17 protein-coding genes are annotated in these 20,296 nt (G+C 72.4%); 5 read left to right on the top strand and 12 right to left on the bottom strand.

Annotated elements, in window-relative coordinates; translation table 11 throughout:
• Positions 1–17: 17 nt before the first annotated feature.
• From ACGFNI_RS18825 to ACGFNI_RS18840, 4 genes are all read right to left on the bottom strand, one after another.
• Complete coding sequence (locus tag ACGFNI_RS18825; protein WP_393685078.1) at positions 18–269, bottom strand: MbtH family protein; 252 nt, start codon at positions 267–269, stop codon at positions 18–20.
• Positions 266–1,081, bottom strand: coding sequence for a YqcI/YcgG family protein (locus ACGFNI_RS18830; RefSeq protein ID WP_393685080.1), 816 nt, complete (start codon positions 1,079–1,081; stop codon positions 266–268). The genes ACGFNI_RS18825 and ACGFNI_RS18830 overlap by 4 nt, the downstream gene beginning before the upstream one ends.
• 144 nt (positions 1,082–1,225) lie before the next feature.
• On the bottom strand, positions 1,226–2,635 hold the full coding sequence (locus ACGFNI_RS18835; RefSeq protein ID WP_393685082.1) for a hypothetical protein: 1,410 nt from the start codon (positions 2,633–2,635) through the stop codon (positions 1,226–1,228).
• 254 nt (positions 2,636–2,889) lie between these two features.
• Positions 2,890–3,921 carry an iron-siderophore ABC transporter substrate-binding protein gene (locus ACGFNI_RS18840; protein ID WP_393685084.1) on the bottom strand — a complete coding sequence of 344 codons (1,032 nt, stop codon included), beginning with the start codon at positions 3,919–3,921 and terminating at the stop codon, positions 2,890–2,892.
• 112 nt (positions 3,922–4,033) lie between these two features.
• On the opposite strand from ACGFNI_RS18840, the gene ACGFNI_RS18845 reads away from it, so the two are divergent.
• The 4 genes from ACGFNI_RS18845 (at position 4,034) to ACGFNI_RS18860 (ending at position 9,842) form a co-directional block, all read left to right on the top strand.
• Positions 4,034–5,104, top strand: a complete 1,071-nt coding sequence (locus ACGFNI_RS18845; RefSeq protein ID WP_393685086.1) for a FecCD family ABC transporter permease — start codon at positions 4,034–4,036, stop codon at positions 5,102–5,104.
• Entirely contained in the window at positions 5,101–6,183 is a 1,083-nt protein-coding gene (locus ACGFNI_RS18850; RefSeq protein ID WP_393685088.1) for a FecCD family ABC transporter permease, read from the top strand. The genes ACGFNI_RS18845 and ACGFNI_RS18850 overlap by 4 nt, the downstream gene beginning before the upstream one ends.
• 120 nt (positions 6,184–6,303) lie before the next feature.
• On the top strand, positions 6,304–8,043 hold the full coding sequence (locus ACGFNI_RS18855) for an ABC transporter transmembrane domain-containing protein (protein ID WP_393685090.1): 1,740 nt from the start codon (positions 6,304–6,306) through the stop codon (positions 8,041–8,043).
• On the top strand, positions 8,040–9,842 hold the full coding sequence (locus ACGFNI_RS18860) for an ABC transporter ATP-binding protein (RefSeq protein ID WP_393685092.1): 1,803 nt from the start codon (positions 8,040–8,042) through the stop codon (positions 9,840–9,842). The genes ACGFNI_RS18855 and ACGFNI_RS18860 overlap by 4 nt, the downstream gene beginning before the upstream one ends.
• 57 nt (positions 9,843–9,899) lie before the next feature.
• Here ACGFNI_RS18860 and ACGFNI_RS18865 read toward each other — a convergent pair whose 3' ends face one another.
• Positions 9,900–10,748, bottom strand: a complete 849-nt coding sequence (locus tag ACGFNI_RS18865; protein ID WP_393685094.1) for a siderophore-interacting protein — start codon at positions 10,746–10,748, stop codon at positions 9,900–9,902.
• A 286-nt stretch (positions 10,749–11,034) separates the two neighbouring features.
• On the opposite strand from ACGFNI_RS18865, the gene ACGFNI_RS18870 reads away from it, so the two are divergent.
• Positions 11,035–11,514, top strand: a complete 480-nt coding sequence (locus ACGFNI_RS18870) for a flavin reductase family protein (protein WP_393685096.1) — start codon at positions 11,035–11,037, stop codon at positions 11,512–11,514.
• A 966-nt stretch (positions 11,515–12,480) separates the two neighbouring features.
• On the opposite strand, the gene ACGFNI_RS18875 is transcribed toward ACGFNI_RS18870, so the two are convergent.
• The 7 genes from ACGFNI_RS18875 to ACGFNI_RS18905 all read right to left on the bottom strand — a co-directional run bounded on the left by ACGFNI_RS18875 (position 12,481) and on the right by ACGFNI_RS18905 (position 20,289).
• Positions 12,481–13,035, bottom strand: a complete 555-nt coding sequence (locus tag ACGFNI_RS18875) for a hypothetical protein (RefSeq protein ID WP_393685097.1) — start codon at positions 13,033–13,035, stop codon at positions 12,481–12,483.
• 196 nt (positions 13,036–13,231) lie between these two features.
• Entirely contained in the window at positions 13,232–13,765 is a 534-nt protein-coding gene (locus ACGFNI_RS18880; protein ID WP_393685099.1) for a hypothetical protein, read from the bottom strand.
• 406 nt (positions 13,766–14,171) lie between these two features.
• Positions 14,172–15,443 carry an MFS transporter gene (locus ACGFNI_RS18885; protein WP_393685101.1) on the bottom strand — a complete coding sequence of 424 codons (1,272 nt, stop codon included), beginning with the start codon at positions 15,441–15,443 and terminating at the stop codon, positions 14,172–14,174.
• Positions 15,440–16,510: a GntG family PLP-dependent aldolase gene (locus ACGFNI_RS18890; RefSeq protein WP_393685103.1), complete on the bottom strand. Its 1,071-nt coding sequence runs from the start codon at positions 16,508–16,510 to the stop codon at positions 15,440–15,442. Before ACGFNI_RS18890 ends, ACGFNI_RS18885 begins: the two co-directional genes overlap by 4 nt.
• Positions 16,511–16,520: 10 nt before the next feature.
• The gene (locus ACGFNI_RS18895; protein ID WP_393685105.1) at positions 16,521–17,999 is read right to left on the bottom strand and encodes an argininosuccinate lyase; all 1,479 of its coding nucleotides are present in this window, start codon (positions 17,997–17,999) and stop codon (positions 16,521–16,523) included.
• Positions 17,996–19,225, bottom strand: a complete 1,230-nt coding sequence (locus ACGFNI_RS18900; protein ID WP_393685107.1) for an ATP-grasp domain-containing protein — start codon at positions 19,223–19,225, stop codon at positions 17,996–17,998. Before ACGFNI_RS18900 ends, ACGFNI_RS18895 begins: the two co-directional genes overlap by 4 nt.
• Entirely contained in the window at positions 19,222–20,289 is a 1,068-nt protein-coding gene (locus ACGFNI_RS18905; RefSeq protein ID WP_393685108.1) for a pyridoxal-phosphate dependent enzyme, read from the bottom strand. The genes ACGFNI_RS18900 and ACGFNI_RS18905 overlap by 4 nt, the downstream gene beginning before the upstream one ends.
• Positions 20,290–20,296 lie beyond the last annotated feature (7 nt).

The following is a 20,296-nucleotide window of genomic DNA, read 5'->3' on the forward strand; positions in this document are numbered from 1 at the left end:
TGGGTCGGCGGGGCGGCTCAGCCGGCCGGCTGTCCCGGCTCGGCGGTCAGGCTGCGGGGACGCATGTCGGTCCACACGCGCTCGATGTGGGTGAGGCACTCCTCGCGGTCCCCCTGCACGCCGGTGCCGTGCCAGCCGGCGGGCAGCGGGCGCCAGGCGGGCCACAGCGCGTACTGGCCCTCGTCGTTGACGACGGCGGCGTACGCGTCCGTGCCGTCGGGGGCGGTGGCCGCGGAGGGGGTGGCGCTCGTGTCGTCGGTCGGCTTCATCGTGGGCGCTCCGGTGTCTCGTCGTCGGCCGCCAGGGGCGGGCGGTGCTCCCGGCCGGCGCGGAAGGGGCAGGCGGGTACGGTGCCTTCGGGGGTGTCCGCCAGGAAGTACTGGCGCCACTCCAGGTTGCCTTCCTCGCCGTAGTTGCCCAGTTCGGGCGCGGGTTCCATGCCGTCGAACCGGCGGATGCGGTTGCGGATCACCTGCCGCGCCTTGGCGCCGCGCGGGCTGTCGGCCTCCAGGCCATCGAAGACCCAGCGCGGCTGGAAAGTGATCATGAATCCCTGGCTGTTGCGGCTGTGCCGGGTGACATGACCTGGGGTATTGCAGACGACGAAGATCTCGGTGCCGCCGAAGCTGAACTCCCACATCAGCTCTTGGGGGTCGGTGGGCACCCCGGCGGGCCACGGTTCGGGGTCCTTCTCGTGCAGGAACTGGAGCACCGACCAGAACCGCTGGAAGTAGTCGTCCAGGGACAGCACTTCGTCGTCAGGACGGAAGAAGACGACCAGCGAGGTGTCCTTGCCGAGGTCCTGGTAGCAGTCCAGGTAGTCGCGGAGTATGTCGACGAGCGGGCCCCACGTACCGTCATCGTGCGGGCTCTCGACGAAGCCGTAGCGCAGTGCGCGCTTCTTCGCGGCGGCCACCGCGAAGGTGCAGGGGAACGGGTTCTCACTGCTGAGCAGGGTCGATATCAGGTCCCGCGCGACGGAAGGACCCCACGCGGGTGTGGTGCCTATCGTGCAGGCCGCGAGTTCCGCCTCGTCGAGGGGGTCGGCGGGTTTGCGATTGCTGTCAAGGGGGGTGGGCACTGCTGGAACTCCATCCCGGGAAGGCCGTGGCGCGCCCGGCCCGGCGGGTACGCCGGCGCGAACGGGCAGCGCGTGGTGCGGCGTTGGCGCGCACGGCACCGGCCGGGCGCGGCGCCGGTGGGGCGCCCGGCCGGTGGTCGAGGGTCAGAACTGCTGGTACATCTCTTCGGGGATGATCGGCTGGTGGTAGGTGCACTCGCCGGAGAGCACCGTCGAGCCGTGCAGCCGGGAGACGGGGATGAGTACCTTGTCGCCCTCGTTGAACTCGATCTTGTGCGTGGTGTTGTTCCAGAAGTGCATCTGGCCGCGTTCGACCATGACGAGCCGGTGCTCGTTGTGCACATGGGTCGTGGAGGTCTCCTCGTTGCTCTCCACGAAGGTGTCGAGGTCCACCTCGATCCGGTTGTCGTCGATGTGCTTGCTGAGCGCCTCCGCCTTGCGCTGGTGCAGCTCGATGCTGTCGGCCCAGAGCAGCTGCTCGGTGAGGTCCTCGTCCCAGAGCTGGGCGAACCAGCGGGCGTCGGCGAAGCCCTGGTGGAAGCGGTCGACCGCCTGATCGCCGTACAGGGCCTTGAGCGGCAGCACCAGGCGGTCGACGAGTGCGTCGAGGTCGGATTCCCGGAGGGCGCCGAGGCCGTCGAACAGGCCGGTGCGCAGGCCGAGTCCGTCCTCGAAGACCTCCGCGAAGCGCGGCCCGTCGGCCGCCTCCTCGATCTTGTGGTGGAGCATCGCGCCCAGGAACTCGGGGTACTTCTCGCGGTTGTGCGACAGCCAGTGCAGGTGGTTGCCGCGGGCCAGCGAGGTGCCGAGGTAGAGCTGCCAGTAGGCGGCTGCGGTCGGCTTCAGCTCGGCGGCTTCCAGCAGGGCGCGGTACTCCTCGTGCTGGCCTGCCCAGGTGCGGTAGTCGTCGAGGAGCAGGGTGCGGACGCCGGGGTGCGTGGCGTCGTACTCGCCGAGTGCGGCGCGGCCCGTGGCGGCGCGCGCGGCCGGCAGGAAGGCGCTGAGCTGGAGCATCACGAAGGTGGCCGCCGCCTTGCGGTCCTTGGTGCCCAGGGCTGTGGTGAAGGCCCTGCCGGGTTCCGCGAGACGCTGCTGGTGGTGCTCGCGGACCTCGCGCTTGAGGTGGGTGAGGTCGCTGCTGCCGAGGGGCTTGCGTGCGCCGTCGAGCAGGGTGAACAGGTGCCGTTCGAGTACGGGCGCGGCGAGGGCGGAGAGTATCCGGTTGCGGTCGTTGTAGAAGGCCGCGCCGTCGGTCTCGGGGGCCGTCCCGGCGGTGGGCGGCAGGTAGAGCAGGCCGCTGTCGTAGACGTTGCGCAGCATGCGGTGGCCGAGGAGTGCGCTCAGCTTGAGTGCCTTGGCGGCCGGCATCGGCTTGCTGTAGTTGAGCCAGGCCAGGTCGTCGGGACGGACCGGGCGCCGGTAGGGGTTGTCCTCGGTGGTGAGTTCCTCCCATTCGGCTGCGCGGAAGGCGGAGTTGGCGGCGAACGCCTTGACGATGCTGTTGGAGTCATCGGGGTCAAGACCGGCGAATATCTCCGAATGGTCGAGCGGCATGACGGTCCTCCAGGCGGACAGGTAGGTGCGACCTGCGGGCATGACAGGGCAACGGGCGCCGCAGAGCCCGACAACGGGGCGGCGAACGAACTTAGGTAAGCCTTGCCTTGGTTTTCGTTGTCGTCAAGTGGTCATGCCCGAAAGGGAATCGGAGTCACGGCATCCAACGGCCCGAGCGCGGGCACCGCGAGGGGCCGCGCGCCGCGCCGGACCCGGCGGGCACGCGGTCCCGACGCCGCGGGTGAATCCGCAGGTCAGCCCAGGGACTTGGCCAGCTTCGGCAGCAGCTTGTCCATCGCCCACGGGATGCTCAGCACGCTCGGCGCACTGCTGGCCTGGGAGAGAGTGCGGTCGACCGGCGCATAGGCGCCGCTGCGCACCGACGGCAGCTTCTTGAACACCGCGTTGGACTCCAACTGCTGACGGTCCTTCGGAGTGTTGAACCACACGATCAAGGCGTCCGACGTCAGCTCGTCGAGGTGCTCCATGCTCAGCGAGTTGGCGAAGGTGTTCATCTTCGCCGCCTTGCCGACCAGCGGATCGAGCTTGAGGCCGACCTGCTCCAGCACCTTCGTCCGGTCGTCCTTGTACAGCACCACACGCCCGTTGGCCGCCTGCGGGAAGGTGTAGAGGAAGGTCTTGCCCTTGAGCTGCGGGTAGGTCTCGGCGTCCTTCTTCAGGCCGGCCTTGACGTTCGCGACGGCCCGCTCGGCCTCCTTGCCGCGGCCAACCGCCTTGCCGATCAGCTTCGTCTGCTCCTCCCAGGGAGTGCCGTACGCCTCGCGCCCGGCCGGGTAGGCGACGGTAGGCGCGATCTGCTTCAGCTTGGTGTAGTCGGCGGCGGTCAGGCCGGACTGGACGCCGACGATCAGGTCAGGACGCAGTGCGGCGATCTTCTCGATCGGATACCCGTCCGTGGTGTTGAGCACCTGCGGCCGGGCGCCGCCGAGCGCCTTCTGCGCCCACGGGCCGACGCCGTGCGCAAAGCTGTCCTCGGTCTTCACTATCGCCACCGGCTTCACCCCGAGGGCGAGCAGCGCGTCCTGGTCGCTCCACCCCAGAGCGACCACCCGGCGCGGGGTCTTGGGGATCTCGGCGTCGCCGAACTTGGTGTGCACGGTGGCAGGGAAGGCGCCCGCGTCGGCCTTGGGGGCGGCGCCGCCCGCCGCATCCGCGTCGCTGTCCGCCGACTGCCCGCACGCGGTCAGCGTCCCGGCGGCGAGCAACAGGGAGCAGGCGCCCAGGAGAGTGCGGCGCGATCTCGATGCGGATGTGGGGCTGTTCATGGTGGAAGATCCCTTCTCGGTGCACCGCGCTGCGGGCGGGCAGCACGGCAGGAGGCGCGAGCCGGCGCCATGCATTGCTGGTGGAGAGAAGGTTAGGCTAACCTCACCCTTCGTGTCCCAGTCCGCAGCAACTCCGATACGCCCGGCCGAAGTCGAGGCCGAACCCGGGCCCGCCGTCCGCCGGCGTGCCACGTCCACCCGCGTCACGGGACTCGTGGTCTGCCTCGGACTCCTCGGCCTCGTCGTGCTGTTGAGCATCGTGATCGGCGCCAAGTCCATCCCGTGGTCGCAGGCGTTCGACGCCCTGTTCCGCTTCGACGGCAGCAACGACCAGCTCGTGATCCGCCAGGAGCGGCTGCCACGCACCGAATTGGGCCTGGTGGTCGGGGTGGCCCTGGGTCTGGCCGGAGCGCTCATGCAGGCACTGACCCGCAACCCGCTGGCCGACCCCGGTCTTCTCGGGGTGAATTCGGGCGCCTCCGCGGCCATCGCCTTCGGCATCGGCTACGTCGGCCTCCAGAGCACCCTGTCCTACATCTGGTTCGCCTTCGCCGGTGCCGCGCTCGTCTCCGTGCTGGTCTACCTCCTCGGCTCCGCCGGGCGGTCCGGCGCCACCCCGGTGCGGCTCGCGCTGGCCGGCACGGCGGTGACCGCCGCCCTGACGGCGTTCACCACCGCGGTACTGATGCTCAAACCGGCGGCCTTCGACCAATTCCGCTACTGGAACGTCGGATCCGTCGTCGGCCGGAGCAGCACCGTCATGTGGCAGGTGCTGCCGTTCATCGCGCTGGGCGTGCTGCTCGCGCTCGGTCTGAGCCGCTCGCTCAACGCCGTCGCGCTCGGCGAGGACACCGGCCGGGCCCTGGGCGCCCACATCGGCCGCACCCGGCTGCTGGGCGCCGTGGCCGTCACCCTGCTGTGCGGCGCCGCCACCGCGGCCGTCGGCCCGATCGGCTTCATCGGTCTCGCCGTCCCCCATCTGGCACGCGCCCTCACCGGCCCCGACCAGCGCTGGGTGCTGCCCTACTCGATGCTCCTGGCCCCCGTCCTGCTGATCGGCTCCGACGTCCTGGGCCGGATCGTGACGCGGCCGGGAGAGCTCGAAGTCGGGATCGTCACCGCCTTCTTGGGCGCTCCGGTCTTCATCGCTCTCGCCCGCAGCGGAAGGATCACGCAGCTGTGACCGTGCTCTCGCCCCGCAGGGCCGGTGCCGCACCACCGGCCGCGGCCCGCCCCTTCCGCGTCCTGCGCCTCGCCGATCTGGTGACGGTGCGGGTGCGGATCCGCAGTGTGGTGGTGTGCGTGGCGCTGCTGGCGGCCGTGACCTGCACCGGTCTCTACACCCTGACCACCGGCGACTACCGGATTCCGGTCGGCGACGTGGTGCGGGCCCTGCTCGGCGGCGGTGACCAGGCCACCCGCTTCGTCGTCGACGAACTGCGGTTGCCGCGCCTGCTCACCGGAATCCTGGTGGGCGGCGCGCTGGGCGCATCCGGCGCGGTCTTCCAGAGCATCACCCGCAACCCGCTGGGCAGCCCCGACGTCATCGGCTTCGGCACCGGCTCCGCCACCGGCGCGGTCATCGCCCTCGTCCTCGCACACGGCTCACCGCTCGCGGTCTCCGCCGGTGCGGTGGCCGGCGGCCTGCTGACCGCCACCGCCGTCTACCTCCTGGCCTTCCGGCGCCGCTCGGTGCAGGGCTTCCGGCTGATCCTGGTGGGCATCGGCGTCACCGGCATGCTGACCGCCTTCAACCAATGGCTGCTCACCCGCGCCTCGTTGAACGACGCGGTGACCGTCCAGGTGTGGCTGACCGGCAGCCTCAACGGCCGCGGCTGGAGCCAGGTGGTACCGCTCGCCGTGGCGATGGCCGTACTGCTGCCGCTCGTCCTGCTGCTCAACCGGGGCGGCGACCTGCTCGAAATGGGCGACGACAGCGCCCACGCACTCGGCCTGGCGGTGGAACGCACCCGGCTGCTGATGGTGCTCATCGCCGTGGCCCTGGTGGCGGTGGCCACCGCGTCGGCCGGGCCGATCACCTTCGTCGCGCTGGCCGCCCCGCAGGTGGCCAGGCGGCTGACCCGGGCACCTGGTGTGGGCATCGGCGCGGCAGCCGCGATGGGGGCGCTCATGATGCCGGTCAGTGACCTCGCCGCCCAGCGGGCGCTGTCATCGGAACTCCCGGTCGGAGTGGCCACCGGGGCGGTGGGCGGCATCTATCTGGTCTTCCTGCTGTCCCGCCAGTGGCGCCGGGGCCGCTGACATTCCGTCACAACTACGGCCGGTGGCATCACCGTCCTGCCCAGAACCCGACATGCCGACGACAACAGACGCTTGGGGAGACCTATGGTGGCCCGCACGGCCGAGGCTGAACCGGAAAGAGTGACCGACGCGGCGACGCGGGGTCACCAGGAAGCCGAAGACGACATCGGCGCCGGACCCGAACCCACCGAACGGGGCGTACTGCGCTGGGCGTTCCTGCGCCGTCGCCGCTGGATCGTCGGAGCCGCCGTCTTCACCGCACTCCACCAGATGTGCGAGGCGGCGGTCCCGGTGCTCATCGGCGCGGTCGTCGACCACGCGGTGCGCGGCGGCGGAGTCGGCGACCTGGCCCTGTGGATCGGGCTGCTGGCCGCCCTGTTCCTCGCGCTGACCGCCGCCATGCGGCTCGGCGGGCGCTGGAACCGCCAGGGCAGCCAGGGCGCCGCCCACGACCTGCGGATGGTGGCGGTCGCCCGGATCCTCGACCCCCGCGGCTTCGCGAACGGGGCGCGCAGCTCGGGCACACTGTTGAGTACCGCCACATCCGACACGCTCCGCATCGGCCTGGGCAACCGCGCCTGGGTCATCGGCTCCGGCGCGTTCGCGGCCCTCGCCTTCGGCGCCGTCGCCCTGCTGCTGACCTCCGTGCCGCTCGGTCTGCTGGTCCTGCTCGGTCTGGTGCCGCTGCTGGCCGCCACCCGGCTGCTGGCCAAGCCCCTGAGCGCACAGGGCAGCGCCGAACAGGCCCAGGTCGCCAAGGCGACCGGCACCGCGGCCGACCTGGTGCGCGGCCTGCGCATCCTGAAGGGGATCGGCGCGGAGTCCGCCGCCCAGGGGCGCTACCGCACCGCCAGTCGCAGCGCGCTCGCCGCCACCGTGCGCGCCGCGCGCTGGGACGCCGGCTACCGGGCGGTCACGCTGCTGCTCAACGGGCTCTTCCTGGCCGTGGTGACCTGGGTCGGCGCCCGGTTCACGGTCGAAGGCACCATCTCCATCGGCGAGTTCGTCGCCTCCGTGGGGCTGGCCCAGTTCCTGATCGGCCCGAGCAACCGCTTCGGCGGCGCGATGAGCCTGCGCGCACGGGCCCGCGGTTCGGCCGGCCGGCTGGCAGCCCTGCTCTCCGAGCCGTACGCGGTGGCGGGCGGGGACCGCACCGCGCCCCCGCCGCCCCCCGAGGAACTGGCCATTGACGGGGTGAAGTACGGTCCTGGCCTGCGTCTCGACCTGCGGATCGAGTCCGGCACCGCCCTCGGGATCGTGGCCCCTGACCCCGCGGACGCCGCCGCCCTGCTCGATGTGCTCGCACTGCGCACCGTGCCCGACGAGGGCCGCATCTCCCTGGGCGGCATACCGCTGGCGGACCTCGAACTCGGCGCGGCCCGCAGCGCGTTGCTGGTGGCCGACCACGACGCGGACCTCTTCGACGCCACCGTCACCGAGAACGTCGCGGTCTCCGGCCGGCCCGAGCGGGTGGCAGCCGCCATGGCAGCGGCCGACGCCGACGAGGTCGTCCGGGCCCTGCCCGATGGCGCGGACAGCCGCATCGGCGAACGCGGCCGGACGCTCTCCGGCGGCCAGCGGCAACGCGTGGCGCTCGCCCGCGCGCTGGCCGCCGACCCGCCCGTCCTCGTGCTGCACGAACCCACCACCGCGGTCGACGCGGCGACCGAGGCCAAGATCGCGACCGGACTGCGCGAGATGCGCACCGGCAGGACCACGGTCCTGGTGACCACCAGCCCGATCCTGCTCCAGAGCTGCGACCGGGTGGTGCTGCTGGCCGACGGAGCCGTCCAAGCCACCGGTACGCACCGCGAACTGACCTGTGACCAGCCCTCCTACCATGCGGCGGTGATGGCATGACCCCGTCCGTGCAGGACCCATCCGACACGAGCGCGGGCGGCGGCCGGGAACTGCTGCCGACCGCCACCGCAGCCGAGGTCCGCGCCGGCCTCCTGAGCCGGATCCGCGCCCGGCCGGTGCGTCCGATCGCCGCCCTGGTGCTGATCGTCGCCGGGGTGTCGGCGGGACTGGTCGTCCCCCGGGTGCTCGGCCACGTCGTCGACCTGGTGGCCGCCGGCGGACGGGACACCTCCGCGGTGACAGGCCCGGTCGCCCTCGTCGCCGTGGCCTGCCTCGTCCAGGCGTTCTGCAGCGGCTGGGGCAACGCGCTGGTCGCCCGCAGCGGCGAGGAGATACTCGCCGACATCCGTGAGAGCGCGCTCGGCCGGGCGCTCGCCGTGCCGCTGGAGCGGCTGGAACGCTCCGGCATGGGCGACCTGGTCTCCCGGGTCAGCAACGACATGGCGCTGCTGGCCGATGCCGTGCGCAGCCTGGTCCCCCAACTGGCGGGCGCGGTCCTGGAGATCGGCCTGACCATGATCGCGCTGCTGCTGCTCGACTGGCACTTCGCGCTGGCCGCGCTGCTGGTGATCCCGCTCCAGACGTATGCCGTCCGCTGGCTGCTGCGCACGTCCCGCCCGGTACGGCGCGCCGAGCGGATCGCGCAGGGCGAGCAGGCGCAGACCATCCTGGAATCGGTCGACGGCGCACACACCGTCCGGGCCTTCCGGCTGATACCCGAACGCCTCGCCGCCGCCGCACGCTGCTCCCGGGTCACCCGCGATCTCGCGCTGCGCTCCACCCGGATCGGCACCCGCTTCTTCGGCAAGCTCAACGGCGCCGAGTGGACCGGTCTGAGCGCGCTGCTCGTCGTCGGCTACGTGCTGGTGCGCACCGACCACGTCGGCATCGGTACGGCGAGCGCCGCCGCCCTCTACTTCCACCGGCTGTTCGACCCCATCAACGGACTGCTGTCGTCCTTCGACGAGGTGCAGTCCGCCGGGGCCGCCGCCACCCGCGTGATGGGCCTCGTCGGACTGAAGGAGTCCGACGACGGCACGCCCGAGCACCCGGCCATCGCCTCCGGCGCCACCGTCGAACTGCGCGGCGTGAGCCACTCCTACGTCGCAGGTCACCAGGTGCTGCGAGGGGCGGACATCCGTCTCGTCGCCGGTGAGCGCGTCGCCGTGGTCGGCACGACCGGCGCGGGCAAGAGCACTCTGGCGCGCCTGGCGGCCGGGGTGCACCGGCCCACCGAGGGCCGGGTGCTGCTGGGCGGCACTCCCCTGGATGAGATGCCCGAGCAGGTGCTGCGGCGCACGGTGGCCCTGGTCAATCAGGAGACGCATGTCTTCGCCGGCTCGCTCGCCGACGATCTGCGGCTGGCCAGGCCGGCGGCCGACGAGAGCGAACTGCTCGACGCGCTGGAGACGGTGGACGCCCTCGACTGGGCGCGGGGACTGCCGCAAGGGCTCGACACCCGGATCGGGCAGGGCGGTCTGCGGCTCACCGCCGTCCAGGCACAGCAGCTCGCGCTGGCCCGCCTGGTGCTGGCCGACCCGCCCGTCGCGGTGCTCGACGAGGCCACCGCCGAGGCGGGCAGCGCCGGTTCGCGCGTGCTGGAGGCGGCGGCCGAGCGCGCGCTCAAGGGGCGCACCGCGCTGGTGGTGGCCCACCGGCTCACCCAGGCGGTCCGCGCCGACCGTGTGCTGGTCCTGTCCGACGGGCGCATCGTCGAGCACGGCACCCACGACGAACTCGTCGCCGCGGACGGCGGATACGCCGCACTGTGGGCGGCCTGGTCCGGCGCCAGGGCGTAGGCACACGAAGGCCCCGTGTCCTGCCCTCCAGGGGCCGGACACGGGGGCCGACGGCGTTCAGTTGCTCGCGGGCACCGCGGCGCTGTCGTCCTGGTCCTCGGTCAGCCCGCGGCGCCAGTAGCCCTTGAAGCACACCGCTCCGCGGTCGATGTCCCGTTCGGAGACCAGATGGCGCCGCAGCCGCTTGACCACGGACGCCTCGCCTGCCAGCCAGAAGTACGGTGCGGCGGACGGCAGTTCGGCCTCACGCAGCGCCTCCGGCAGCGGCGAGGGACCATGGCCGCGGTGCAGCCAGCGGACCTGTGCAGGACCGGGCAGCGCCTGCTCCTCGTCGGGGCCCGACACCTCGGCGAACACGCGGACGGGCAGCTCGGGCGGGAGCCCTTCGAGGATCGAGGCAATCGCAGGCAGCGCGGTCTCGTCGCCGGCCAGGACCACGGAACCGGTGCCGGGCGGCGGCCGGAAGTCGACGCCGCCGGCGTCCTCACGGGCCGGTCCGACGAGAAGAACGCGGTCCCCTGGGCGCGCGGCGGCGGCCCAGCGACCGGCCGGACCTCCCTCGCCGTGCAGCGCGAAGTCGATGTCCACCTCGTCCGGTTCGGTGCGCTGCGCACGGAAGGTGTAGGTGCGCAGGACGGGCCTGGTCTCGGGCGGCATCGACCGCCAAGCCGCGTACCACCCGGCCCCGTTCACGTCTTCCGGCACGAGTGGTTCGGTCTGGCCCGCCACCGGAAGGAGTATCTTTCCGCGCTGGTCACGGTGGCCCGTACGGAAATCCGCGAGCGCCGGGCCGCCGAAGGTGATCCGCACCATGTGCGGGGTGAGCCGTACGGCGTCTTCCACCTGGACGGGGAAGACACGGAACGCCGCTTGGACGGGGGGCGCGGTGGTGGATCCGGCTGCCATGGGCGTATCTCCAGGTCGATGACGGATGGTGAGGACGGGCCCGCTCGGTGCGCACCGCCCCAAAGTTCACCGATTCAGGTTAGCCTACCCTTACCTATAACGGGGGTGTGAGGCGAAACTCGCGACTCCCCCTCCTACGACGACCCAACCTCCGCACCCCGGTGCCGCGTTGCCCGGCGCTCACCCATGACGACGGCGAAAGGGACCGACCGGCACCGGGGCCGCAACGCGAAGGAGCGCAGTGATACCGGACCCCGGAAACAGGAGTGCCGTGCGGGAACCGTCCATGGCAAGGCCCGATGCAGACCCCTACCGCAAGTCTGTCGCCCTGTTCGCGACAGGCATCGTCGTGGTCACCGCGGATGACACCGGAGGCGGGACGCACGGCGCGACCGTGAACAGCTTCACCTCCATCAGCCTCGACCCGCCGACCGTCATGATCTCCCTGAAGAGGGGCAGGACCCACGGGCTGATCTCCGCGAGCGGCTGGTACGGCGTCAGCGTGCTCGCCCGCGAACAACGGGAGTACGCCACGCACTTCAGCGGCCGACGCAACCCGTCATGCGAGCCCGTGTTCGTACCCGGCGACCGCGTCTCCACCCTCGACGGGAGCCTCGCACGGTTCGAGTGCGAGGTGACGCGGGAGGTGGAGGTGCACGACCACACCCTGTTCGTCGCCCGGGTGCATTCCCACAGCCCGGCCACCCAGGGATCCCCCCTGGTCTTCTTCGACAGCCGCCACAACCACGACTTGCACCTCGGGTGACCCGGCGGGGCGGTCGGCGACGCCGCACCACCCGACGCATCCATCAGGCGTCGGGGTCCGTCGCCCTCTCTCCAACCTGCGCTGTTCCTCCAATGGCCGAGTGGAAGACATCGACGCGATCGCAGCGTTGCAGGGTCCGGTGCGGCGGCGCCTGTACGAGTACGTGGCCCGGCTTCGTATGACGCGCCGCATTCTCGTTACGTGTGGGTGAATCGGCAAAGCCATCGCGCGTCGGGGTCACCCACAACGTAGTAGAGGCGTAGCCCCTTTCCTTCCCTCTCGACGCTCAGCGCCCACGTGTAGGCGGTTGGGCTCTTCCTCTGACCTGCCGGAGTGGTGTCGGAACCGTCGATCTGCGCCTGTCCGACCTGCGCAGCACGCGATCTCCCGCTCCTTATGACCAGTTGGACGAATTGCCCCTCGGCTACGGTGCGGCCACCTTCGTAGGAATCGAGGATCCGCCAACTCCCCTTTCCGGAAATACTCCAGTGATCTTCGAAGTCCTCTTCTTGCCCTCGAAGTCGCACTGCTGTCAACTCCCCCGCCTTCCCCAGGGAGAGACGAGCGCCTTCAGGGCCGCGCCACTCGCCCGACAGCTCACTGGCCGTGAAGTGAGGTGCCGGTGGCAGCGGCTCGTACGCCACCGAGCACGATGTCGCCAGGAGAGAGAATGACGCGAGTCCCGTGAAGAGGAACTTCCTGCAGCGCATCACAGCTGAATCTCCGATCGTTTCGAGTCGCGTGCACGCCGCCACACGGAAAGCCCACGACTCACTTGCTACTGAGCGGGAGTGTCCTGGGCAACCGGCTGGTCGGCAAGTTCGCTGACCGTACTCACCGCCGTGATGGCGGGCTTCGCCCTGCAGATGCGGGTTGGGATCACGATCGATGCCGAAGGTGTGGGGATCGGTCGCTCCATGGCGGGGTCTTTGCCTGCTGAGCAGCGCAAGAAGGCCCGCTCAGCGGTCAGTTCGGGATGTCGGCCTTGAACTTCTTGGTCAGGTCGGCGCCGCGGATGATGCCGTTGGTGTGGTAGAGCAGGCCCCAGGCGCTGATGGCGGAGCCGTCGGCGAACATGCACGGGTCGTGGAGGTTTTTGTTCCCGGCGCCTTTCTCGGCCCAGCCGCCGACGTCGGGCTTGTCGCTGTACTTCCAGGTGCCGCCGAGCTGGGTGCAGTAGTCGTGGGCCGGCTGGCCGGTGCCGCCGCCTTGGGGCTTGGGCTTGTTGACGTACGCGAGTGCGGCGAGGGTGGGCTTGCCGGCGGAGAGCGTGTCGGCGGCGATGACCATTTCGCTCTTGTCCTTGGCGACCCAGCGGCAGAATGCGCGCTCCCCGCCCAGCGGAAGGGCCTGCCCCTGCTGGCCCACCCAGGGGACGTATGTGGCCGGTTCGCCGCCCTGGCTCGTACACCACTGGGCAGGGGTCTCGGCCTTTTCCGTCGGGCTGGCGCCGGCCTGCGTCATCGTCAGCATCGCTGACGCGGCGGTGACGGAGACGAGTGCTGCGGTACGAGCGCGCATCAGGTGCTCCTGGGGTGGAGGATGAGATCGCGCACAGTGTGAGGCTGGTCACGTGCACACGTCAACGGTGCGCTGGAAGCCAACGGACGGCCGCATCCCGCGGCTTCACCCGCTGCCCGACGCCGACCTGGCCACGATGACGGGCGGTGGCCCGGAGCGCGGCCGGGAAGCCGGTCCGGGCCACGGCGGCGGGGGCTCATTCCGTGCCGGGCAGGGACAGTTCGAGCAGCAGCGTCGGTGCGCTGGCCTCGGACATCTCGCACATGAAGCCGCGGGGCGCGTAGACGGCCCCGCCCGTGCGCAGGCGCACGCTCAGCGGGCCGGGCCGTGCACGGGCGAGGGGCGTGGAGCCGCGCCCGCCGGCGTCGAAGGGGCTCGCGCTGAGCCGCAGTGCGCCTCGCACGGTCAGCAGGAGCGTGTCCCACTCCGTCCGGTACGCGACCTCGGGGCGGCCGTCCGGCGGCTGCCCGGCGAGCGTCCGCCAGGCGACCGTGACCGGTTCGCCGAGCCGGTCGGCGAACCGGGCCGACAGCCGGGCCGCGAGGGCGCGGGCCGGGGGGCCGCGGCCACTGTCGGGTACCGGGGATCCGGCGGGCCGGTCCGTCACACTCCGGGCCAAGAGGTCCGCGCCGCGCGGCCACACCACGACGAGCTGGTCGCGGCCGTACGCCGCCAGGGACAGCTCCACGTCCAGGAGGAGCAGGTCGAGCTGACCGTCGGGCAGTGGCATTCCGTCCGTCCTCCTCACGCGCAGCGGTCCGGCCGGACGACCCGGCGCGGCGCGCCGTCCGCCCCTTCACCCGAGCGTCGTCACCGCCTGCCGGACGGCGCGTACCGCGGGGCCGGCGCGCAGCCTCCCCAGCCGCTGTCGGGGTCATCGGGTGCGGTGCCGTGCTCCACGGTCACGAGAGGCAGTTGCTGTGTCATGGTGTGCACACTCCTTCTCGAAGTCATCGGGCAGGGCCGCGCGTTCGGCGGCCCGCTGTCCTCGTCGTCGATTCTGGACGGGTGCGGGGCCGGTCCGCTCGCACCGGTCCGCTCACCTAGTTGCAGGTCACCAAGGCCCACGGGGAAGGAAACGGGAATAGCGGATGTTTGCCGCACGGGACGGGCATCCTCCTGCGGTGCGCCCGGCCTCAGGCGGACGGTTCGCCGGCCGGTGCGAAGTCCCGCATCCCGCGCAGTGGCGAGCACAGCACCCAGAGCACGGCGAGACCGGATCCCGCCGCGGCGATCCACAACGTCGGGCGCACCCCGAGGAGTTCGCCGAGTGCGCCGCCGAGCAGCGCGCCGGCGGTCAGGGCGCCGAAGCCCATGAAGCGGACGGTGGCGTTGACCCGGGCCAGCATGTCATCGCGGCAGGCGGCCTGCCGGTAGCTGACCTGGGCGACGTTGTAGACGACGTAGCCGTACCCGGTGACGAGGAGCCCGGCGAGTGCCGGGGCGAGCAGCTGCGGGCCTGCCACGGGCACCAGGAGCAGCCAGGGGAAGGTGGCGAGCGGCACCAGCCATACGGCCCGCGCCTGGCCGACGCGCCGCACGACGTGGTGTGCGGACAGCGCCCCGAGTACACCGCCGACGCCGACCACGCTCAGCGTCGCGCCGACGGCGGCGTCGGACAGGCCGAGGGTGCGCGTCAGGAAGAACACCTGGACGGCGCCCAGGACGCCGTTGAACAGGTTGGCGGTGGCGGTGCAGGCGGTGATCGCGCGCAGGGTGCGCTCCCGGGCGGTGAAGCGCAGGCCCGCGTGGATCTCGGCGAGGAGCGGCCGGTGCCCGCCGGGGCCGGGTGCCGCAGGGTCGGGCCCGCGCACCCGGCCCAGCAGCACCGTCGCCGCCAGGTGACCGAGCGCCGTACCGGCCACCGGCAGGGCGGGGCCTGCGAGTTGGACGAGGGTGCCGCCGAGTCCGGGACCGGTGATCTGGGCGAGTGACTGGCTGGACTGGAGTCTGGCGTTGCCCTCCAGGAGCCGGTCGCGGTCGACCAGTACCGGCAGGTGGGATTGGTAGGCGACGTCGAAGAGGACCGCGCAGACACCGCACAGCAGGGCCACGACGACCAGGTGGGGGACGGACAGCGCGCCGTACCACCAGGCCAGCGGGATCGTGCACATCAGTGCGGCGCGGGCGAGGCCGGCCCGGCGCATCAGACGCCGCTGTCTGGCCCGTGCGACCCACACCCCGGCGGGCAGCCCGATCAGCAGGTAGCCGGCGGTCTCGGCGGCGCCGAGCAGGCCCATCTCCAGCGGGGTGGCCGCCAGCGTCGTGGCGGCCACCAGGGGAAGGACGGTATTGCCGACGTACGTGCCGAACTGGCCGACCGTGTCCGCCGCCCAGAACATCCGGAACGCCCGGTGCGCGAACAGGCCGGCCGGGCGGGACGCGGTGGCCTCGCCCGGCACGCTCACCGGGCGGCTCGCGGCGCGGCGGCCATGACGTCGGCGAGCACCTGGACGGCGTGGTCGACGTCGTCGGCGGTGACGCCGGAGTGGGTGGCGGCGCGGATGCGGTCGCGGCCCAGTTCGGCGATCCGCACGCCGCGTTCCTCGGCGCCCGCGAGGAAGGAGGCGGTGGTGTGCGTGGTGCGCTCGGTGTCCACGGCGAAGAGAACCATGTTGGTGCGCGGCGGCTCGGGGTCGAGGCGCAGGCCGTCGATCTCGGCGAGGCCGGACGCCAGCCGGGCGGCGTGGGCGTGGTCGTCGGCGAGCCGGTCGACCATCTCGGTCAGCGCGACGATGCCGCAGGCGGCGATGAGTCCTGCCTGGCGCATACCGCCGCCCAGCATCTTGCGGTAACGGTGGGCGGTGGCTATGGACGCCTCGTCGCCGACCAGCATCGAGCCGACGGGGGCGGACAGCCCCTTGGACAGGCAGAACTGCACGGTGTCCGCGTGCGCGGCGATGTCGGCGGCCGGTACGCCGAGCGCGAGCGCCGCGTTGAAGATCCGGGCGCCGTCCAGGTGGAAGGCGATGCCGTGGTCACGGGCCAGGGCGGCGGCCCCGGCAAGGTAGTCGAGGGACAGCGGGACGCCGCCGCGCCTGTTGTTCGGGGTCTCGACGCTGAGCACGGCGGGCAGCGCGAACTGCGGGTCGTCGGCGTCGACTTCGCAGACCGCCGCGACGGCGTCGAGCGGCAGGCTGCCGTCGGCCGCGGTGGGCACCGGCTCGTAGACGATGCCGCCGAGCACCGCGGCGCCGCCCGCCTCGTACACGTAGATGTCGGACTCGGCACCGACCACGGCCTTGCCGCCGCGCGGGCTGTGGGTGAGCAGCGCGGCCAGGTTCGCCATCGTGCCGCTGGGCATCAGGCAGGCGGCGGGCTTGCCGAGCAACTCGGCGGAGAGTTCCTCCAGTTCGCGCACGGTCGGGTCTTCGCCGTACACGTCGTCGCCGAGGCGGGCCCGGGTGGCTGCCTCCAGCATGCGGGCCGTGGGCAGCGTGAAGGTGTCGCTGCGCAGTTCGACAACAGGGCTCATCGAGTGGTCCTCACGGTCGGTTGGTCACGGCTGACACGGCGTCGGTCAGGGCTTCTCCGGCGGCCTGCCACCGTGCGCGGCGGTCCGCGGCGCGGGTGCGCAGGGCGTCGAGGCGGTCGGTGGTGTCCTGGAGGGCGGCGAGCACGGATGCAGGTCCCGGGCCTCCGCCCGCCGTGGCGGCGGAGACGATCGAGGCGGGGTCGAGGGCCGCGAGCACCTCGGGCGGGTGGCCGGCCAGGCGTTCGGCGGCGACCTCGTCGAAGGGCCGTCCGGCGGTGAGGGCGATCCGGCTGATGTCGCCCACCTCGTGGTGGGCGGTGCGGAACGGCACTCCGGCGACGACCAGGCGTTCGGCCAGGGCGGTAGCGGCGGTGTGGCCCTCGGTGGCGCGCCGTCGCATGAGGCCGTCGTCGGGCTGTGCCCCTTCGACGATCAGCCGCAGCAGCAGTACGGCGTCCGTGGTGGCTTCCAGGGCGGGCCACAGGGGGGCGATGGCCTCGGTGCCCACGGCGATGGCGTTGGTGAAGCGGGCGGTGGACATGGCGGTGGTGGCGGCGGTGAGGGCGCCGATGGCCGCCGCGGCCTTGCCCTGGATGTTTTCCAGGAGGAACGGGTTGCGCTTCTGCGGCATCATCGAGCTGCTGCCGACGAGGTCGTCCGGCAGGCGCAGCAGCGGGTTCTCGGCGCTGGTCCAGGACTGGAGGTCGTGGGCGGTGCGGGTGAGGAGCACGCCCAGGACGGAGCAGGCGGACAGCAGCCGCAGCACGAGGTCGCGGGAGGCGACGGCGTGCAGGGAGTTGCCCAACGGTGCGGTGAAGCCGAGGAGTTCGGTGGTGCGGCCCGGGGCGACGGGCAGAGTGGTGCCGCCGGCCGCGCCCGCACCGAGTGGGTTCTCGTCGAGTTCCCTGCCCGCGTGTTCGAGCTGGTCGAGGTCGCGTACGAGGGCGGCGGCCACGCCTGCGAGGTAGTGACCGTAGGTGGTGGGGATCGCCGGCTGGTGGTGGGTGTAAGCGGGCATGACGACGGTGTGCCGGCGGTGACCCTGGGTGGTGAGGGCGCGGCCGAGTGCGTCGGTCTCGGTGAGCAGGCGGTCGTAGGGCCGCCGCAGTTGGAGACGGAGCACGGTGGCGTTGAGGTCGTTGCGGGACCTGCCGCTGTGCAGGACGCCGCCGGTCCGCTCGCCGAGGGTTTCCACGAGATAGCCCTCGTAGGCGAGGTAGCGGCCACGGGGGGCCGGGCGGTGGCGCAGCGGGGCGAAGTCGTCGGCGCGCAGGGCGTCGATGCCGGCGAGCAGCGCGGCGGCCGTCTCCCGGCGGACGATGCCCTGTTCGGTGAGCATCACGACGTGGGCGCGGTCGACGTCGCTGGTGGGCCACAGTTCGGCGGCCACCGGGTCGGCGGGCGGGCGCAGATGCCGGTCGAAGAGGATGTCGGCGGCGGCGGGGGCGACGGCGGAGGTCAGCCGCCCGGTGGCGGTGGGGGCGGTCATGCGGTGGCCTTCGGTAGGGGGTGAAGTGCGGTGCGCAGCCGGGCCAGTGCGGTGTCCGCCGCGTGCGCCGCTGCCGCGGCGGTGGGGGCGGTGGCGATGGCGTGTCCGACGCGGTCGCGGTGGTCGTGGTGCGGGACCAGCCGTTCGCCGCGGCGGCCGGTGAGGGTCTGTTCGGTGAGGTGGGGCGCCGGTTCGGCGGGGACGGCGGGCTCGCCGAGAGTCGCCGGGGTGTCGACGACGAGGAAGCGGAGCGAGGAGTGCAGGGCGGTGCGCGGCGCCACGTCCTCGTGGCGGCCGAGTGCCGCGGCGACCTGGGCGCGGACGAGGTCGACGGAGAGCGCGGAGCGGATCAGTTCGGGGATCATGCCCCCGGCGAGCCGCGGGTTGACCTCGATCAGGACCGGTCCTTCGGGGCCGGTGCGCAGTTCGACGTGGGCGGCGCCGAAGCCGAGGCCGAGTGCCTTGATCGCCAGGACCGCGGTGGTGGCCAGGGCATCGGCCGGTGCGGCGTCCTGCGGGGCCGGCACGTCGTGTCCGGTCTCCACGAAGTGCGGTGCGGCGCCGAGGTGTTTGGCCACCACGGTGACCGGGGTGTGGGCGAACACCTCGACGGAGAACTCCGGCCCTTCGACGTACTGCTCGACCAGGAATCCGGGCGCGGTCGGCATCCCGCGTTCGTTGCGGGTGCGGGCCAGCAGCCGCGCGGCGTGTTCGGCGGTCTCCTCCCGGGTCGTGCACAGCCGTACGCCTGTGCTGCCGGATCCGTCGGCCGGTTTGAGTACGGCCGGGAGGCCGGTCAGGTCGGTGGCGGCGAGCGCGGCGTCCACGGAGGTGACGTGGGTGTGGGCGGCCACCGGCACCCCGCCCGCGGCGAGCGCGGCGCGCTGGCTGCCTTTGTGGCGGCAGCGGGCCACGGCGGCCGGGTCGGGTCCTGGCAGGCCGAGCGCCGCTGCCGCGGCGGCTGCGACCGGCACGAAGTAGTCGGAGCTGGTGGTCAGGCCGGCGGGCGGCGGTCCCGGCAGCGCGGCAATCGCGTCGAGGACACCGGCGGGTGTGGACGTGTCCGCGCGGACCACGTCGATGCCGTCGGTGTGGGCGTAGGCGTAGCAGCCGGGGTCATCGGCCAGCAGGACGGGACGTGCGCCCAGGTCCCGGGCCCGGCGGGCGAACAGCCGCCCGGTTCCTGAGGTGTTGGACTCGACCAGGACCAGGGGCGGCGGGGTCATCGGGGCTCCCTGGTGCCGGGGGCGTCAGGTGCGCGCAGGGCGTCGTCCAGGCTGCGGCGGTGCCAGTCCATCCGGGCCCAGCCGCCGAGTGCCAGGCCGGGGTGGGTGACGGTGCGCGGCGCGGTGGCGGGCGGCTCGTCGGTGAAGCCCTGCGCGGCCAGCCACTCGTCCTGGTAGACGCTGTCCTGGTAGCGGTGGCCCTCGTCGGGCAGCAGGGCCACCACCTGGGCGTCGGGGTGGCGTTCGGCGTACCAGCGGGCGACCAGGAAGGCGGCGCCGCTGGTGGGCCCCATGTAGAGGGCGTGCCGGGCGTGCAGCTCGCGGGTGGCGCGGAAGACCTCGGCGGCGCCCGCCCAGTGCACCTCGTCGTAGGCGGCGTGCCGCACGTTGGCGGGGACCAGGCTGTTGCCGAGGCCGCGCACGGTGCGGGGGCCGTCGGGCTGGCCGAAGATGGCGCTCGGTGAGGTGTCCACGCCGATCAGGCGCAGGTCGGAGTTGAGCAGCCGGAGGAAGGCGGCGGTGCCGCCGGTGGATCCGCCGGAGCCGACGGGGCCGACCAGGCAGTCCACGACGCCGAGTGATTCGGTGAGTTGCTCGGCGACGGCGGCGTAGGCGTTGGGGTTGTCCGGGTTGTGGTACTGGCCCGGGACGTAGTGGTCGGGGTACTGGGCGCGCAGCTCCTCCAGCCGGTCAAGGCGGGCCCGTTGGAAGCCGCCGTCCGGGCTTGGCTCGGCGCAGATCTCCACGCGGGTGCCGAGTTCCAGCAGCCGGCGGCGGAGTGCGGGGTCGATGGCCGGGTCGCCGACGATCACCAGGGGGTAGCCGCGCAGCCGGCACACCATGGCCAGGCCGAGCGCGAAGGTGCCGGACGAGGTCTCCAGGACGGTGGTTCCCGGGCCGAGTTCGCCGCGTTGCTCGGCCCGGTCGAGCATGAACCGGGCGGGCAGCAGCTTCATCAGGGTGAACGCGGCTGCGCACAGGTTGGGGCCGAGGCGGATCAGGCGGGGCAGGACGGTCGCTTCGACGACGGAGTCGCTGGGTGCGGACAGAACGGGCGAAGGCATCTGCTTC

It is taken from the genome of Streptomyces sp. NPDC048644, assembly GCF_043199105.1.
In the GTDB taxonomy this organism is placed as follows: domain Bacteria; phylum Actinomycetota; class Actinomycetes; order Streptomycetales; family Streptomycetaceae; genus Streptomyces.

Coding starts and splice junctions, on each gene's coding strand:
- ACGFNI_RS18825 (WP_393685078.1), bottom strand. CDS start 269: ATGAAGCCGACCGACGACACGAGCGCCACCCCCTCCGCGGCCACCGCC.
- ACGFNI_RS18835 (WP_393685082.1), bottom strand. CDS start 2,635: ATGCCGCTCGACCATTCGGAGATATTCGCCGGTCTTGACCCCGATGAC.
- ACGFNI_RS18840 (WP_393685084.1), bottom strand. CDS start 3,921: ATGAACAGCCCCACATCCGCATCGAGATCGCGCCGCACTCTCCTGGGC.
- ACGFNI_RS18860 (WP_393685092.1), top strand. CDS start 8,040: ATGACCCCGTCCGTGCAGGACCCATCCGACACGAGCGCGGGCGGCGGC.
- ACGFNI_RS18865 (WP_393685094.1), bottom strand. CDS start 10,748: ATGGCAGCCGGATCCACCACCGCGCCCCCCGTCCAAGCGGCGTTCCGT.
- ACGFNI_RS18870 (WP_393685096.1), top strand. CDS start 11,035: ATGGCAAGGCCCGATGCAGACCCCTACCGCAAGTCTGTCGCCCTGTTC.
- ACGFNI_RS18875 (WP_393685097.1), bottom strand. CDS start 13,035: ATGCGCGCTCGTACCGCAGCACTCGTCTCCGTCACCGCCGCGTCAGCG.
- ACGFNI_RS18880 (WP_393685099.1), bottom strand. CDS start 13,765: ATGCCACTGCCCGACGGTCAGCTCGACCTGCTCCTCCTGGACGTGGAG.
- ACGFNI_RS18890 (WP_393685103.1), bottom strand. CDS start 16,510: ATGAGCCCTGTTGTCGAACTGCGCAGCGACACCTTCACGCTGCCCACG.
- ACGFNI_RS18895 (WP_393685105.1), bottom strand. CDS start 17,999: ATGACCGCCCCCACCGCCACCGGGCGGCTGACCTCCGCCGTCGCCCCC.
- ACGFNI_RS18900 (WP_393685107.1), bottom strand. CDS start 19,225: ATGACCCCGCCGCCCCTGGTCCTGGTCGAGTCCAACACCTCAGGAACC.
- ACGFNI_RS18905 (WP_393685108.1), bottom strand. CDS start 20,289: ATGCCTTCGCCCGTTCTGTCCGCACCCAGCGACTCCGTCGTCGAAGCG.